General features: G+C 71.7%; 11 protein-coding genes. 8 read left to right on the top strand and 3 right to left on the bottom strand.

What is annotated here, in order from left to right; translation table 11 throughout:
- Window positions 1–229: 229 nt before the first annotated feature.
- Window positions 230–1108, bottom strand: coding sequence for a DMT family transporter (locus ACFSOX_RS04135; protein WP_378476519.1), 879 nt, complete (start codon window positions 1106–1108; stop codon window positions 230–232).
- Window positions 1109–1154: 46 nt separating this feature from the next.
- Complete coding sequence (mutM, locus tag ACFSOX_RS04130; protein WP_378476518.1) at window positions 1155–2054, bottom strand: bifunctional DNA-formamidopyrimidine glycosylase/DNA-(apurinic or apyrimidinic site) lyase; 900 nt, start codon at window positions 2052–2054, stop codon at window positions 1155–1157.
- Window positions 2055–2513: 459 nt separating this feature from the next.
- On the opposite strand from mutM, the gene ubiE reads away from it, so the two are divergent.
- From ubiE to ACFSOX_RS04090, 8 genes are all read left to right on the top strand, one after another.
- Window positions 2514–3293 carry a bifunctional demethylmenaquinone methyltransferase/2-methoxy-6-polyprenyl-1,4-benzoquinol methylase UbiE gene (gene ubiE / locus ACFSOX_RS04125; protein ID WP_378476517.1) on the top strand — a complete coding sequence of 260 codons (780 nt, stop codon included), beginning with the start codon at window positions 2514–2516 and terminating at the stop codon, window positions 3291–3293.
- Window positions 3294–3489: 196 nt separating this feature from the next.
- Window positions 3490–5055 (top strand): 2-polyprenylphenol 6-hydroxylase, encoded by a 1566-nt coding sequence (gene ubiB, locus ACFSOX_RS04120; RefSeq protein ID WP_378476516.1) that lies wholly within the window; start codon window positions 3490–3492, stop codon window positions 5053–5055.
- 181 nt (window positions 5056–5236) lie between these two features.
- Window positions 5237–6472, top strand: a complete 1236-nt coding sequence (gene coaBC, locus ACFSOX_RS04115; protein ID WP_378476515.1) for a bifunctional phosphopantothenoylcysteine decarboxylase/phosphopantothenate--cysteine ligase CoaBC — start codon at window positions 5237–5239, stop codon at window positions 6470–6472.
- Window positions 6469–6936 (top strand): dUTP diphosphatase, encoded by a 468-nt coding sequence (gene dut / locus ACFSOX_RS04110; RefSeq protein WP_378476514.1) that lies wholly within the window; start codon window positions 6469–6471, stop codon window positions 6934–6936. Before coaBC ends, dut begins: the two co-directional genes overlap by 4 nt.
- 511 nt (window positions 6937–7447) lie before the next feature.
- A complete protein-coding gene (locus ACFSOX_RS04105) occupies window positions 7448–9892 on the top strand; it encodes a sensor histidine kinase (protein ID WP_378476513.1) in 2445 nt (814 codons plus the stop codon).
- Between the two features lie 76 nt (window positions 9893–9968).
- Complete coding sequence (gene tsaE, locus ACFSOX_RS04100) at window positions 9969–11516, top strand: tRNA (adenosine(37)-N6)-threonylcarbamoyltransferase complex ATPase subunit type 1 TsaE (RefSeq protein WP_378476512.1); 1548 nt, start codon at window positions 9969–9971, stop codon at window positions 11514–11516.
- Window positions 11517–11609: 93 nt separating this feature from the next.
- Window positions 11610–11924 (top strand): PilZ domain-containing protein, encoded by a 315-nt coding sequence (locus ACFSOX_RS04095; RefSeq protein ID WP_111357700.1) that lies wholly within the window; start codon window positions 11610–11612, stop codon window positions 11922–11924.
- Window positions 11925–12083: 159 nt separating this feature from the next.
- Window positions 12084–12839: a nucleotidyltransferase family protein gene (locus tag ACFSOX_RS04090; protein WP_378476511.1), complete on the top strand. Its 756-nt coding sequence runs from the start codon at window positions 12084–12086 to the stop codon at window positions 12837–12839.
- A 146-nt stretch (window positions 12840–12985) separates the two neighbouring features.
- Here ACFSOX_RS04090 and ACFSOX_RS04085 read toward each other — a convergent pair whose 3' ends face one another.
- Window positions 12986–14134 (bottom strand): DUF2125 domain-containing protein, encoded by a 1149-nt coding sequence (locus ACFSOX_RS04085; RefSeq protein WP_378476510.1) that lies wholly within the window; start codon window positions 14132–14134, stop codon window positions 12986–12988.
- Window positions 14135–14147 lie beyond the last annotated feature (13 nt).

Raw genomic sequence — 14147 nt, 5'->3', positions numbered from 1 at the left:
ATGCCGCATTCGGGACGCGCCGCGCCGCAGCGTAACCCTCTCCCTGAGGGTCGCGCTCTTGCGCGACAAGAGGGTCGGGCGCGAGCGCAGCTCGCGACCGGGGTGAGGGTTTACGGCGCCGATGGAGGCCTCGGCACCCCCTCACCCGGATCTCGCGCCAAAGCGCGAGATCCGACCTCTCCCCGCTGGGGAGAGGTGAAGCCGCGCTCCGGAATGACAAAGGCGATCCTCACCGCCGGAGCTGGAACGCGAACAGCGACGCGATCATGATGGCGGCGCCCAGCGCCTGCACGGGGGAGAACACCTCGCCGAGAAACGCCGCGCTCAGCAGCGTCGCGAGCAGCGGCTCGAGGTTCATGGTCAGCGCGGTGCGGAACGGGCCGATGCGGGTCGTCGAGATGAAGATCACGGCGACGCCCGTGGTCGTCGTCACGCCCAAGAGCACGATCCACAGCCAGCCGATGGTGACGACCGGCGGCACGAAGTGCAGCGTCACGAGCGAGCCGCCGCAGAACAAGAGCGCCGTCGCGATCGCCGAGTACCAGGTGGAGAGCCGCGCGTCGGCCTTCATCAGGCGCTGCCGGCTGACGATCAGCACGGCGACCCGGCAGGCCATGGCCACCATGGTGCACAGAAGCCCGGCGATCGACAGGTCGGACGGCGAGGCGCCGATCATCAGCGCGAGCCCGCAGAACGCCGTGAAGGCGGCGAGAAGGCCGCGCCAGCCGAGCTTGTCGAGCCCGAGCGCGGCGCCGACCATGCCGGTGACCAGCGGGTAGCTGAAATAGACCAGGATCGCCATCGGCACGGTCAGAAGCTCGATGGCCTTGAAGATGAAGAAGATGATGCCGGCGTAGAGCACCCCCATGCCGTAGGCGGTGCGGCGCTCGTCGCGGGTCAGCGGCAAGGGCGTCGGCCCGAGCGCGATCCACAGCGCGGTGAGGCCGATGCCGAGGATCGAGCGCGTCGTCGCCAGCGTGATCACGTCGGAGCCGGCCATCAGGCCGAGCTTGGTGAGCACGTCGGCGCCGGCGAACGATACCGCCGCGGTAAGGCCCGGGCCGTAGTCGAAGAGTTTTCGGCCGATGGTCGATGAGGGGGAATTCACGGAACCTCGCACGGGTGCGCCCCTCCTTCCGAAGAGGCGGCGCGAGCTATTTCTGGCACACCGGGCAGAAGAAGGTCGAGCGTCCCGACTGCACGATCCGGCGGATCTGCCCCACGCAACCTTGCGTGGCGCAAGGCTCGCCCTCGCGGTCGTAGACGCGGAAGCGGTGCTGGAACAGGCCGAGCGTGCCGTCCGTCCGGCGGTGGTCGCGCAGCGACGAGCCGCCCGCCTCGATCGCCTCGGCCAGCACCGCCTTGACGGCCTCGACGAGCGCGACCAGCCGCGGCGTCGGGACGCCGCCGCGTGCCACCAGCGTCCCGGCCTTCCGCCGCGGCGAGAGATGGGCGAGGTGCAGAGCCTCGCAGACATAGATGTTACCGAGGCCGGCCACCACGGTCTGGTCGAGCAGCGCCGCCTTCAGGGGCGCCGCCTTGCCGGCGAGCGCCGTGGCGAGCCGGGCGGCGTCGAAGCCGGGATCGAGCGGCTCCGGCCCGACCTCGCGCATGAGCGGGTGCTCGGCGAGCTCCGCGGCCGGCACCAACAACATCAGCCCGAAGCGTCGCGGATCGTTGAAGACCAGCCGGGCACCCGACGACATGGAGAACACCACATGGTCGTGGGCGAGGGTCTCGGAGCGCGCGTGATAGTAGGCGCCGGGCACCAGCCTCGCGCCCGCTCGGCCGGCGTCCGGCCCCACTTCCACCCGGAACGAGCCCGACATGCCGAGATGCATCAGGAGCACGTCGCCGGTCGACAGATCCGCAAGCAGGTACTTCGCACGGCGCCGCAGGGCCTTGACGGTCGCGCCCTCCAGCCGGCCGCGGAAATCGTCGGGGAACGGCCGGCGCAGATCCGGCCGCCGCACCTCGACGGCGACGAACCGCGCCCCCTCCATGGCCGGCGCCAGCCCGCGCCGGACGGTCTCGACCTCGGGCAGCTCAGGCATGGGGCGACCCGGGCGCGACCGCGGGGAGCTTCTCGGTCGTCCCGGGACGGCGCGCCGGATCCCGGGCCTGCCCGGGATCCGTCCTATCGAGTGCCGAAGTCGGCAGAAGCCGACTTCGGTGCGCCGAGCCCGGGATCCATGACCCCTGTCTGTCGTGAGCCACGGATTCCGGGCGAATGGATCCCGGGCTCGCGGACCAGAGCCTGTCCTCGGGCCGGCCGCAGGCCGGACCCGAGGGGTCCGCGCCCCGGGATGACGGGCGATCGACGGGAACAAAACGGGACAGCGGGGACATGACCTCAGAGATAGCGCCCCCGGTCGACGCGCGCCAGAACACGGTCCGATCGAATCGGACCGCGTTCCGGTTCTTCTGGTCGCATTTTCCCCGGCGAACCGGGGTCCACTTCGCCGGAAAATGCTCTATGGTCCGGCCCGCAAAACGCGAGACCGTCCGACATCATGCCGACCGATCATTCCCAGAACAGTCCTTCGCAAGACACCCATTTCGGATTCCGCACCGTTCCGCTGGCCGAGAAGCAGGCCCTGGTGGACGACGTGTTCCACACCGTGGCGCGCCGCTACGACCTGATGAACGACCTGATGTCGGCCGGCCTGCACCGCGCCTGGAAGGACGTGCTGGTCACCGGCGTCAACCCGCCGAAGAGCGACCGGCCGTTCCACCTGCTGGACGTCGCCGGCGGCACCGGCGACATCTCGTTCCGCACCGTCGCGGCGGGCGGCGCCGGCACGCGGGCGACCGTCTGTGACATCAACACCGACATGCTGGAGGTCGGCCGCGAGCGGGCGTTCCAGCGCGGCGTCGACGACGTGGTCGAATTCGTCGAGGGCAACGCAGAAAGCCTGCCGTTCCCGGACAAGAGCTTCGACGCCTACACGATCGCCTTCGGCATCCGCAATGTGCCGCGCATCGAACTGGCCCTGCAGGAAGCGTACCGGGTGCTCAAGCCCGGCAGCCGCTTCCAGTGCCTGGAATTCTCGACCGTCGACATCCCGGGCCTCGACCGGCTCTATGACCTCTATTCGTTCAACGTCATCCCGCGCATCGGCAGCATGGTGGCGGGCGACGCGGATGCCTACCAGTACCTGGTCGAGTCGATCCGGAAATTCCCGAAGCCGCAGGCCTTCGCCCGGATGATCGCCGACGCCGGCTTCCGCCGGGTCGACGTGCGCATGATGTCGGGCGGCATCGTGGCGCTGCATTCCGGCTGGCGGCTGTGAGGCACGGCCCTCACCCCGCGCGCCGCTTCACCTCTCCCCGGCGGGGAGAGGTCGACGCGCGCAGCGCGGCGGGTGAGGGGGAGCCGACCTCACCGCACTGCCCGTCCCCCCTCACCCGGGGCTCGCGCCTTCGGCGCGAACCCCGACCTCTCCCCACAGGGGAGAGGTGACAACCGGCGCCGTGCCTCGGTTTGAAATGATCCCTCCCTTTTCCCACCTGATCCGCCTCGCCCGCGCCGGCTTCGTGCTGGCCCGCGAGGGTGTCTTCGCGCTCGTCGATCCGGAGCCCCTGCCCGCGGCGGCGCAGATCGGCGTCAGGCTCGCCCGCCTGCTGGAGCGACCGACCAGCGCCTCGGGTGCGGCGCGGCTCTCCACCGCGCTGGGCAAGCTCGGGCCCAGCTACGTCAAGCTCGGCCAGTTCCTGGCGACCCGGCCCGACGTCGTCGGCCAGGCGATCGCGACCGATCTCGAAAAGCTCCAGGACAAGATGCCGCCGTTCCCGCAGGACGAGGCGGAGACGGCGATCGAGCGGGCGCTGGGGCGGCCCGTCCATGCGATGTTCGCGACCTTCGGCCCGCCGCTCGCCGCCGCCTCGGTGGCGCAGGTGCATCGCGCCGAGATCGAGACGCCGGAGGGCCGGCGCGCCGTCGCCGTCAAAGTGCTGCGGCCCGGCATCGAGAAAGATCTGCGCGCCGACATCCAGGCCTTCTTCTTCGCCGCGCGGCTCGCCGAGAAATTCTCGGCCGAGGCGCGCCGGCTGCGGCTCGAGCAGGTGGTGGCCACCCTCGCCCGCTCGGTCACGGTCGAGCTGGATCTCCGCCTCGAGGCGGCCGCCGCCTCCGAGATGGCCGACAACATCGCGGACGATCCGGATTTCCGGGTGCCGCGGGTCGAGTGGGATCTGACCGCCCACAACGTGCTGACCACCGAGTGGATCGATGGCACGCCGCTGTCCGACCGCGCCGCATTGGAGCGCCGCGGCCTGGATCTTCCGAAGCTCGGCCGCACCGTGATCCAGAGCTTCCTGCGCCACGCGGTGCGCGACGGCTTCTTCCACGCCGACATGCATCCGGGGAACCTGTTCGTCGACGATGCCGGGCGCCTCGTCGCGGTCGATTTCGGCATCATGGGCCGGCTCACCGAGAACGAGCGGCGCTTCCTCGCCGAAATTCTCTACGGCTTCATCAGCCGCGACTACCGGCGCGCCGCCGAGGTGCATTTCGAGGCCGGCTACGTGCCGGCGAGCCAGTCGATCGACGAGTTCACCCAGGCGATCCGGGCGATCGGCGAGCCGATCCACAACCGCAGCGCCGAGGACATCTCGATGGCGAAGCTGCTCACCTTGCTGTTCGAGGTGACGGCACTGTTCGACATGAAGACGCGGCCCGAGCTCTTGCTCCTGCAGAAGACCATGGTGGTGGTCGAGGGCGTCGGCCGCATGCTCGATCCCAAGCTCGACATGTGGACGACGGCCGAGCCGGTGGTGCGGGCGTGGCTCGAGCGCCATCTCGGGCCGGCCGGCCGGGTCGAGGGCGCGGTCGAGGGCGTCGGCGAGGTCGGCCGCTTCCTCGGCGCCGTGCCGGCGCTCCTGTCGCGCGCCGCGCGGCTGTCGGCCCAGATCGACGTCGCCACCCGCGACGGGCTGCTGCTCGCCCCCGAGACGGTCGCCGGCATCGGCGAGGCGGAGGCCCGTCGTAACCGCGGCACCACGGTCGCCCTGTGGGTCATCGCCGTGCTGCTGCTGCTGAACCTGTGGCGGTGAGCGCGGCGATTTTGATCGGCGCCGCGCGAATGTTAGGGTCGCGCCACTCATCGACCTCCGTCATGCCCGGCCTCGTGCCGGGCATCCACGATGCGGCGCAGGCCGCAAACGACGTGGATGGCCGGGACGAGCCCGGCCATGACGATGAAGGGCTTCTCACAATCGGCGACTCCCGAGCCTCATGACCCTCGCCTCGAAAAAAATCCTCCTGGTCGTCAGCGGCGGCATCGCCGCCTACAAGGCGCTGGACCTGATCCGGCGCCTGCGGGAGCGCGGCGCCGGCGTGCGCGTCGTGATGACCCGCTCGGCGACCGAGTTCGTCACGCCGCTGTCGGCCGGCGCGCTCGCCGGCGAGCCGGCCTACACGGACCTGTTCGACGCCAAGACCGAGTTCGACGTCGGCCACATCCGGCTGGCGCGCGACTGCGACCTCGTCGTCGTCGCGCCGGCGACCGCCAACCTGATGGCCAAGATGGCGGGCGGCCATGCCGACGACCTCGCCTCCACGGTGCTGCTCGCCACCGACAGACCGGTCCTGATCGCCCCCGCCATGAACCCGGTGATGTGGGCCGCGACGGCGACGCGGCGCAACGTCGCCCAGCTCGTCGCCGACGGAGTCGCGATGGTCGGGCCGAACGCCGGCGAGATGGCCGAGACGAACGAGGCCGGCGTCGGCCGCATGGCCGAGCCGCTGGAGATCGTCGCCGCCGCCGAGGCGCTCCTCGCCGCCGGCGATCCGGCGAGCCGGCCGCTCGCGGGCAAGAGACTGCTCGTCACCTCGGGGCCGACGCACGAGCCGATCGATCCGGTGCGCTACATCGCCAACCGCTCGTCCGGCAAGCAGGGCCACGCCATCGCGGCCGCGGCTGCGACGGCGGGCGCCGCCGTGACGCTGGTCTCCGGCCCGGTGACGCTCGCCGATCCGCCGGGTGTCCACGTCGTCCATGTGGAAAGCGCGCGCGACATGCTGGCCGCCGTCGAGGCGGCGCTGCCGGTCGACGTCGCCGTGTTCGCGGCCGCCGTCGCCGACTGGCGGGTCGCGAGCGCCGGCACCCAGAAGATCAAGAAAGGCGCGGCCGGCACGCCGCAGCTCGCCCTGGTCGAGAACCCCGACATCCTGAAGGCGATCGCCACCCGGACCACGGGCCGGCCGGCACTCGTGGTCGGCTTCGCGGCCGAGACCGAGAACGTCCTCGTCCATGCGCGAGAAAAACTCGCGAAGAAGGGCTGCGACTGGATCGTCGCCAACGACGTCTCGGCCGACAGCGGCATCGCCGGCGGCGTGATGGGCGGCGACCGCAACAGCGTGCATCTGGTGACGCGGGATGGCGTCGACTCCTGGCCGGTGCAGTCGAAGGACGCGGTCGCGCGCGCCTTGGTCGGGCGCATCGCCGCCGCCCTGAAGGATCCCGCATGAGCATTCCCGAGCTTCGCGTCGTGCGGCTGCCGCACGGCGCCGACCTGCCGCTGCCGGCCTATCAGAGCGAGGCGGCGGCCGGCCTCGATCTGATGGCCGCGGTGCCGGCCGATGCGCCCGTGACGATCGCGCCCGGCGGCCGCGCCCTGATCCCGACCGGGCTCGTGATCGCGCTGCCGCCCGGCACCGAGGGCCAGGTGCGGCCGCGCTCCGGCCTCGCCGTCCGCCACGGCGTCACGGTGCTCAACACGCCGGGGACGATCGACGCCGATTACCGCGGCGAGGTGCAGGTGATCCTCGCCAATTTCGGCGAGGTGCCGTTCGAGGTCGCGCGCGGCAGCCGCATCGCCCAGCTGGTGATCGCGCCGGTGCTCCATGTCGCCGTTCGCGCATCCGAGACGCTGGACGAGACGGCGCGCGGCGCCGGCGGCTTCGGCTCGACCGGCCTGCACGGGGCGCGCTGACGGCGCACGGTCTGCGCCGACGCTCGGACGGCGCGCCGCCGGGCGGAAAATTCGTCATCGACCCGACCGATCGGCGGGCGGCGCGGACCGGGTGACGGTTTCGGGTGTCACCCGACGAACCGGCATGGCGGAATTTCACCCCACCGTCCCCACGTTCACTCTCTGGACTCTTCCGGCGCGACTCGGCTTGAGGCACATTGATCGGCGATTCGCGACGCCGCGTCCGTGCGGCGCGTCGCGGGGCGGCGGCGGGGCGTGTCCCCCGGCGCCGGGGGGTTCAGTTTCCGCGTCCAAAAAAAACCGAGCATACCGCACGCCTTCTCGGGCGCGCGCGGTGCATTGACGAGTCGATCGGGCCGGTCCGGCAGATGCGGATCGGAACCGAAGGGGTGAGCAGGCGATGCGGGACGAGGGCGCGACGAGAAGCCGAGGCCGTCGTCCGCCACGTCGGCGCGGCCCCGCGGTCGTCCTGTGCCTCGCCCCGATCGAGACCATCCGCCCGGTGACGCTGATGCCCGCGATCTCGATCGCGGCCCTGCTGCTCGGCGCGGATCACACGGCCGCCGCCGGGCTGCTCGACGGAACGCCGCTCGATGCCGCGTCCAGGCTCGGCGTCCAGGCTCTGGCGACGCTCGTCTTGTTGATCGGCGTCGTCGCCTTCGCGGTCGTCACCGCGATCGCGCTTCTGCGGACGCGCAGCCGCGCCGCCGCCGAGCAGCAGATCGCCCGCGCGACCATCGCGGGCCTCCATTCCGACATCGACCGGCTGGCCGCGCTGCTGATGTCGGAGCCGCAGGTGCTCGTCGTCTGGACCGCCGGCTTCGGCGAGCCGGAGGTGATCGGCGAGGTGTCGTACATCGCCCCGACGCTCGCCCCGCACGACATCCTCGCCTACGACCAGTGGCTGAGCCCGGAGCTCGCCGGGGCGCTGGGCGACGCGATCGAGCGCCTGCGTGTCAAGGGCGAGGCCTTCGCGCTGCTGCTCACCACGATCCAGGGCCGGCACGTCGAGGCCGAGGGCCGCCCGATCGGCGGCTTCGCCGTGATGAAGCTGCGCAACGTCACCGGCATCAAGCGCGACCTCGCCGAGTCGAGCGTGCGTTGCCAGAAGCTGCAGAACGAGGCGGACGCCCTGCGCAGCCTGGTCGAGATGCTGCCGGCGCCGGTGTGGATGCGCGACACGGCCGGCCAGCTCGTGCTGGTCAACGCCGCCTATGCCCGCGCGGTCGAGGCGAGCGATCCGGCGACCGCGGTCGCCCGGCATGTCGAGCTGCTCGGCCGCGCCGAGCGCGACGCGATCACCCGCACGCTCGACACCGGCAGCGGCTACGCGGGCCGCGTCACCGCGATCATGGCGGGCGCCCGCCGCAGCCTCGACGTGCTGGAGCTTCCGGTCGCGCAGGGGCGCGTCGGCGTCGCCATCGACGCCACCGAGGCCGAGCGGCTGCGCAGCGAGCTCGACCACATCAAGGCCGCTCACCGCCGCACCTTCGACCACCTCGCCACCGGCGTCGCCGTGTTCGGCGCCGACCGCCGCCTGACCTTCTACAACGCCGCCTATCGGACGCTGTGGGATCTCGAGCCCGACTACCTCGCCGAGGCGCCGAGCGACTCGGCCGTGCTCGACCGCCTGCGGGCGGCGCGTCGGCTGCCCGAGCAGCAGGACTTCCGCCAGTGGAAGGCCAACCTGCACCGGGCCTACACGTCCACCGAGAGCGAGACCCACGAGTGGCACCTGCCGGACCGCCGCACGCTGCGCGTGGTCACCACGCCGAACCCGGAAGGCGGCGTCACCTATCTGTTCACCGACATCACCGAGCGGCTCGAGCTCGAGCGTCGCGCCGACGCGCTGACCCGGGTCCAGGGCGAGACGCTGGACAATCTCGCCGAGGCGGTCTCGGTCTACGGCAGCGACGGCCGCCTGCGCCTGTTCAACCCGGCCTTCGCGACCAGCTGGAAGCTCGCGCCCGAGCTGCTCGCCAGCCGCCCCCATGTCGAGAGCGTGATCGAGATGTGCCGGCCGCTCTATCGCGACGAGGCGACGTGGCACCGGCTGCGCACCGCCGTCACCGGCCTCGACAGGCGCGACACCACGAGCGGCCGCATCGAGCGCAGCGACGGCTGCGTGATGGACTTCGCCACCGTGCCGCTGCCGGACGGCGCCACGCTCGTCACGTTCCACGACGTGACCGACTCGGTGAACGTCGAGCGCGCCCTGCTCGAGCGCAACGAGGCGCTGGTCGCCGCCGACGAGCTGAAGCTCGACTTCGTCCACCACGTCTCCTACGAGCTGCGCTCGCCGCTCACCAACATCATCGGCTTCGCCCACTTCCTCGGCGACTCCTCGACCGGGCCGCTCAACGAGAAGCAGGCCGAGTATCTCGGCTACATCACCGTCTCGACCAACGCGCTGCTCGCCATCATCAACAACATCCTCGACCTGGCGACCATCGACGCCGGCGCCATGACTCTCAATCTCGGCGAGGTCGACATCCGCGCCACCATGGAGGCGGCGGCCGAAGGCGTGCAGGACCGCGTGGTGCAGAACGATCTGGTGCTGGAGCTGCGCGCCCAGCCCGGCATCGGCGCCTTCACGGCGGACGGACGGCGGCTGCGCCAGGTGCTGTTCAACCTGCTCTCCAACGCCATCGGCTTCTCGCCGCCCGGCGGGCGCGTCGTGCTGGGGGCCGAGCGCACCCCGGAGGCCGTGGTGTTCTCGGTGATGGACGAGGGCCCCGGCATCCCGCCGGAGCTGACCGACAAGGTGTTCGACTGGTTCGAGTCGGATCCGCGCGGCTCCGACCATCGCGGCGCCGGCCTCGGCCTGTCGATCGTCCGCTCCTTCGTCGAATTGCACGGCGGCACGGTGCGGATCGACAGCGCGATTGGACAGGGCACCACGGTGATGTGTATTTTCCCTCTCGTGACCACGGCGGCCCGCAGCGCCGCCGAGTGAGCGCCCCGGACGAGACTCCGGGACACACCGCGGCAGACACCCCGGACGACACACCGGAAGAGACCGACACCCGTCCATGGAACCCGTCCGGCCCGGCAGCACGCCGATCACGCTGACCCTGGCCGACGAGGAGGCGACCCACCGGTTCGCCGCCGACCTCGCCACGACCCTCGACCCCGGCGACGTCGTGATGCTCTCGGGCGACCTCGGCGCCGGCAAGACGACGCTCGCCCGCGCCCTGATCCGCCATCTCGCCGACGATCCCGAGCTCGACGTGCCGAGCCCGACCTTCACGCTCGTCCAGAGTTACGAGATGGCGCGCTTCACGCTGATGCACGCCGACTTCTACCGGCTGCAGAGCGAGGACGACCTCGCCGAGCTCGGCCTCGCCGAGATCCCGTCCGACGCCGTGGTGCTGATCGAGTGGCCGGACCGGGCGCCCGGCCTCGTCGCCGAGGATCGGCTGGAGATCGAGCTGCGGCTGCGGCCGGACGACGGCCCGGACGTGCGCGTCGCCCATGTGGTCGGGCACGGACGGCTCGCCGGCCGGGTCGAGCGCATCCTGCATCTGCGGCGCTTCCTGGAGAAGGCCGGCGTCGCCGACGCGCGGCGCGAACGCCTCGCCGGCGACGCCTCGGCCCGCTCCTACGAGCGGGTCGCGCTCGCCGACCGCACCATCCTGTTGATGAACGCGCCGCGCCGCCCGGACGGCCCGCCGATCCGCTACGGCCGCAGCTACAGCGCGATCGCCCACCTCGCCGAGGACGTGCGGGCCTTCGTCGCCGTCGCGGACGCGCTGCGCACGCTCGGCTTCTCGGCCCCCGAGGTCTATGCCGCCGACCTCGCCGAGGGCTTCGTGCTGGTCGAGGATCTGGGCGACGAGAAGGTCGTCGCCGGCGACCCGCCCGCGCCGATCGAGGAGCGCTACCGGACCGCCGTCGACCTTCTGGTCGCCCTGCACGGCCACATGCTGCTGCCGGCCGAGCTGCCGGTGACGCCCCAGCTCACCTATCGGCTGCCCGACTACGACCTCGACGCGTTCCTGATCGAGATCGAGCTGCTGCTCGACTGGTACCTGCCGCGGCTCGCCGCCGTGCCGTCGACGCCGGCGCGAAGCGCCTTCCTGTCGTTCTGGCGCGACGCGCTCAAGCCGGTGCTGGCACAGCCGTCGACCTGGGTGCTGCGCGACTTCCACTCGCCCAACCTGATCTGGCTGCCGGAGCGGAGCGGGATCGCGCGGGTCGGCGTCATCGACTTCCAGGACGCCGTGATGGGACCGGCCGCCTACGACCTCGCCTCGCTCCTGCAGGACGCTCGCGTCACCGTGCCGGAAGAGCTGGAGATCGAGCTTCTGGGCCGCTACGCCAAGGCGCGCCGGGCCAACGAGCCGGCCTTCGACGTCGGCCAGTTCGCCCGGATCTACGCGACCGTCGCGGCGCAGCGCGCGACCAAGATCCTCGGCATCTTCGCGCGGCTGGAGAAGCGCGACGGCAAGCCCCAGTACCTGCGCCACATGCCGCGCGTGATGACCTACCTGCAGCGGGCGTTGGCGCATCCCTCGCTCGCCCCGCTCAAGGCCTGGTACGGCGCCTATGTGCCGCCGCCGCCCGGCGGAGCGCGCTGACCGGCATCCCGGCGCTCCCGGCGGCAGCCGGTAAGAGCTTGGAAAGTCTGCGGCATTATAGTCGGACCCCGGCGACCTTACGGAACCGGGACGATGAACACCGAGCGCAAGGCGGGCGACCGCGTCGAGTTCGAGCACGGCTACGCCGCGCGCATCATGGGAATCGACGGCACCTGGCAGCGCGAGGTGCTGCTGGAGGACGTTTCCGACACCGAGGCGAAGCTCACCGTCTTCGGCTCGACCGAGGAGATCAACCTGGACGAGTTCTTCCTCGTCCTCTCCAACTGGGGCCACGCCCACCGCCGCTGCGAGCGGGTGTGGCTGAACGGCGACCAGATCGGCGTGCGCTTCCTCAAGAACGTCCAAAAGGCCCGCCGCGAGCGCAAGCGCCCGAAATTCGAGATGTGAACCGCCCTCCCACGGGCGGAGACCAAGGCTGCGGGGTCATCGGACCGCCATGCCGCGGCGCCACCCTCGGCGCACCCTGGGCATGCGGTCGCAGCGATTCGGTTGCTGTTGAGCCGACCGCCAGAATCGTGTGCAAGAGGAGGCTCCGAGAGGTCGCCGATGTCCGTTCCTGTCGCTGCCGCTGCCGCTTCCGCCTCCGCCGCCCCCCGCACCGCCATGGTCCTGGCCGCCGGTCTCGGCACCCGCATGCGGCCCCTCACCGACACGCTGCCGAAGCCGCTGGTGCCGGTCGGCGGCAAGCCCCTGCTCGACCACGTGCTCGACCGGCTCGACGGCGCCGGCGTCGAGACCGTGGTGGTGAACGTGCATTTCTTCGCCGGCAAGATCGAGGCGCACCTCGCCGGCCGCAGCCGTCCCCGCATCGTCGTCTCCGACGAGCGCGACACGCTGCTCGGCACCGGCGGAGGCATCGTCAAGGCGTTGCCGCTGCTCGGCGACGCGCCGTTCTTCCTGGTCAACGCCGACACGCTGTGGATCGACGGGGTGCGGGCCAATCTCGACTCGCTCGCCCGCATGTTCGATCCGGCCCGGATGGACGCGCTCTTGCTCCTCGCCGCGACCTCGACCAGCGTCGGCTATGCCGGGCGCGGCGACTACCTGATGACGGCCGACGGCCGCCTCAAGCGCCGCGCCGAGCGCGAGGTGGTGCCGTTCGTCTATTCGGGCGTCGCCCTGCTGTCGCCCGCCTTGTTCGCCGACGCGCCGGAGGGCGCCTTCCCGCTCACCACGCTGTTCGACCGCGCCGAGGCGGCCGGCCGCCTGCACGGGCTGCGGCTCGAAGGCGTGTGGATGCATGTCGGCACGCCGGAGGCGATCGCGGCCGCCGAGCGGGCGATCCTGGCGAGCGCGGCGTAGCCGGCCCTCTCGTAGCTCTTCCAGTCCGAGAGCTTTGCATAATTGCTCGGTCATCCCGGGGCGGCACGCAAGCGCCGAGCCCGGGATGACGACTCATGCAAAGCCTTCGCCTTCGCGGAGCGCGACGAAGGAAGGGGCTCGGCGCCTCAGTACAGCGGCGGCAGCTGCGCGACCTTGAACGGCCCGAGCAGCACGGCGCCGTCGGAAAAGCGCAACGGCACCTTCACGGCGCGCTTGCCCTCGAGCTCGGTCGCCGGGCCCAGCGCCTCGACCGACACGCCACCGCCCGCGGCCGGGCCACGCAGCACCGCGCCGAGTCCCGGGAGGAGCTTGTCGAGGCCGGGCGCCAGCTTCTCGCGGGTCGCCTGCGGCAGCAGCTGGTTGACGAGCTGGTCGAGGCCGAGCAGCGGCAGGAGCTTGTCGGCATTGACGACGACGAGCTGCAGCTCGCCGTCGAGCGCCCCGCGCGGCGACAGGCCGAGCATGCCGGTCCCGGTCGCCACGATGTCGCCCTGCTGCAGGCGCGCCCGGGTGATCTCCAGCCGGCCGCCGGCCGCCTGCAGGGTGCGCAGCGTCTCCTCGAGGGGCCGCGGCGCGAGCGAGGGGAGGCCGCGCAGCACCCCGACCGCGTCGAGGTCGAGCGGCACCACCCCGGCGCGACCGAGCACCGGGGCGCTCGCCTCGTCGAGCGCCAGCGCGAGGTCGAGCACCGGGTTCTGCCGGGCCGAGCCGCCGGCGATGCGGGCGTGGAACGCCGCCCGGCCGGCCTGGCCGACCAGGCCCTCGCGACCGCCGTCGAGCGACGTCGCGATCGGCCGGTCGAGCACCACGGACAGCCGCTCCGGATCGGTCGGCAGGCCGCGCAGGCTCGCCTGGGCGAGCGCCCAGTCGATCGACAGCACGGGCGCCGCCCCCACCCCGCCGATCTTGAGCGGGCCTACCGCCTCGCCGACGATCAGGGTCGGCTCCCAGATCTGCGCCACCACGGTCGCGCCCTTGGCGGCGAGCGTGGTCGGCGGCGTCACCGAGCGCAGCTCGGCGACCGGGTCGGTGCAGCGGAACTCGAACCGGAACGGAAAGCCGCCGACGTCCGGATCGGCGCAGGTGTAGACGCGGCCGAGCGACGCCTCGTTCTCCTGCCAGCCGGCCAGCACGGTGCGGGTGACCGAGGCGGCATGGAACCAGAACGCCGTCCAGCCGGCGGCGACGACCGCCACCAGGACGAGCGGCAGCGCGATCAGCCAGGGCCGGCGCTTGCGGCGCGCGGGCAGATACTCGTCTTCGACCGACCTCACGGCTGATCCTTTC

This window comes from Rhodoplanes azumiensis (genome assembly GCF_042682915.1).
Classification (GTDB): domain Bacteria; phylum Pseudomonadota; class Alphaproteobacteria; order Rhizobiales; family Xanthobacteraceae; genus Rhodoplanes; species Rhodoplanes azumiensis.
The sequence above is the reverse complement of the archived record's forward strand: the minus strand, read 5'-3'. Positions and strand labels throughout refer to the sequence as shown.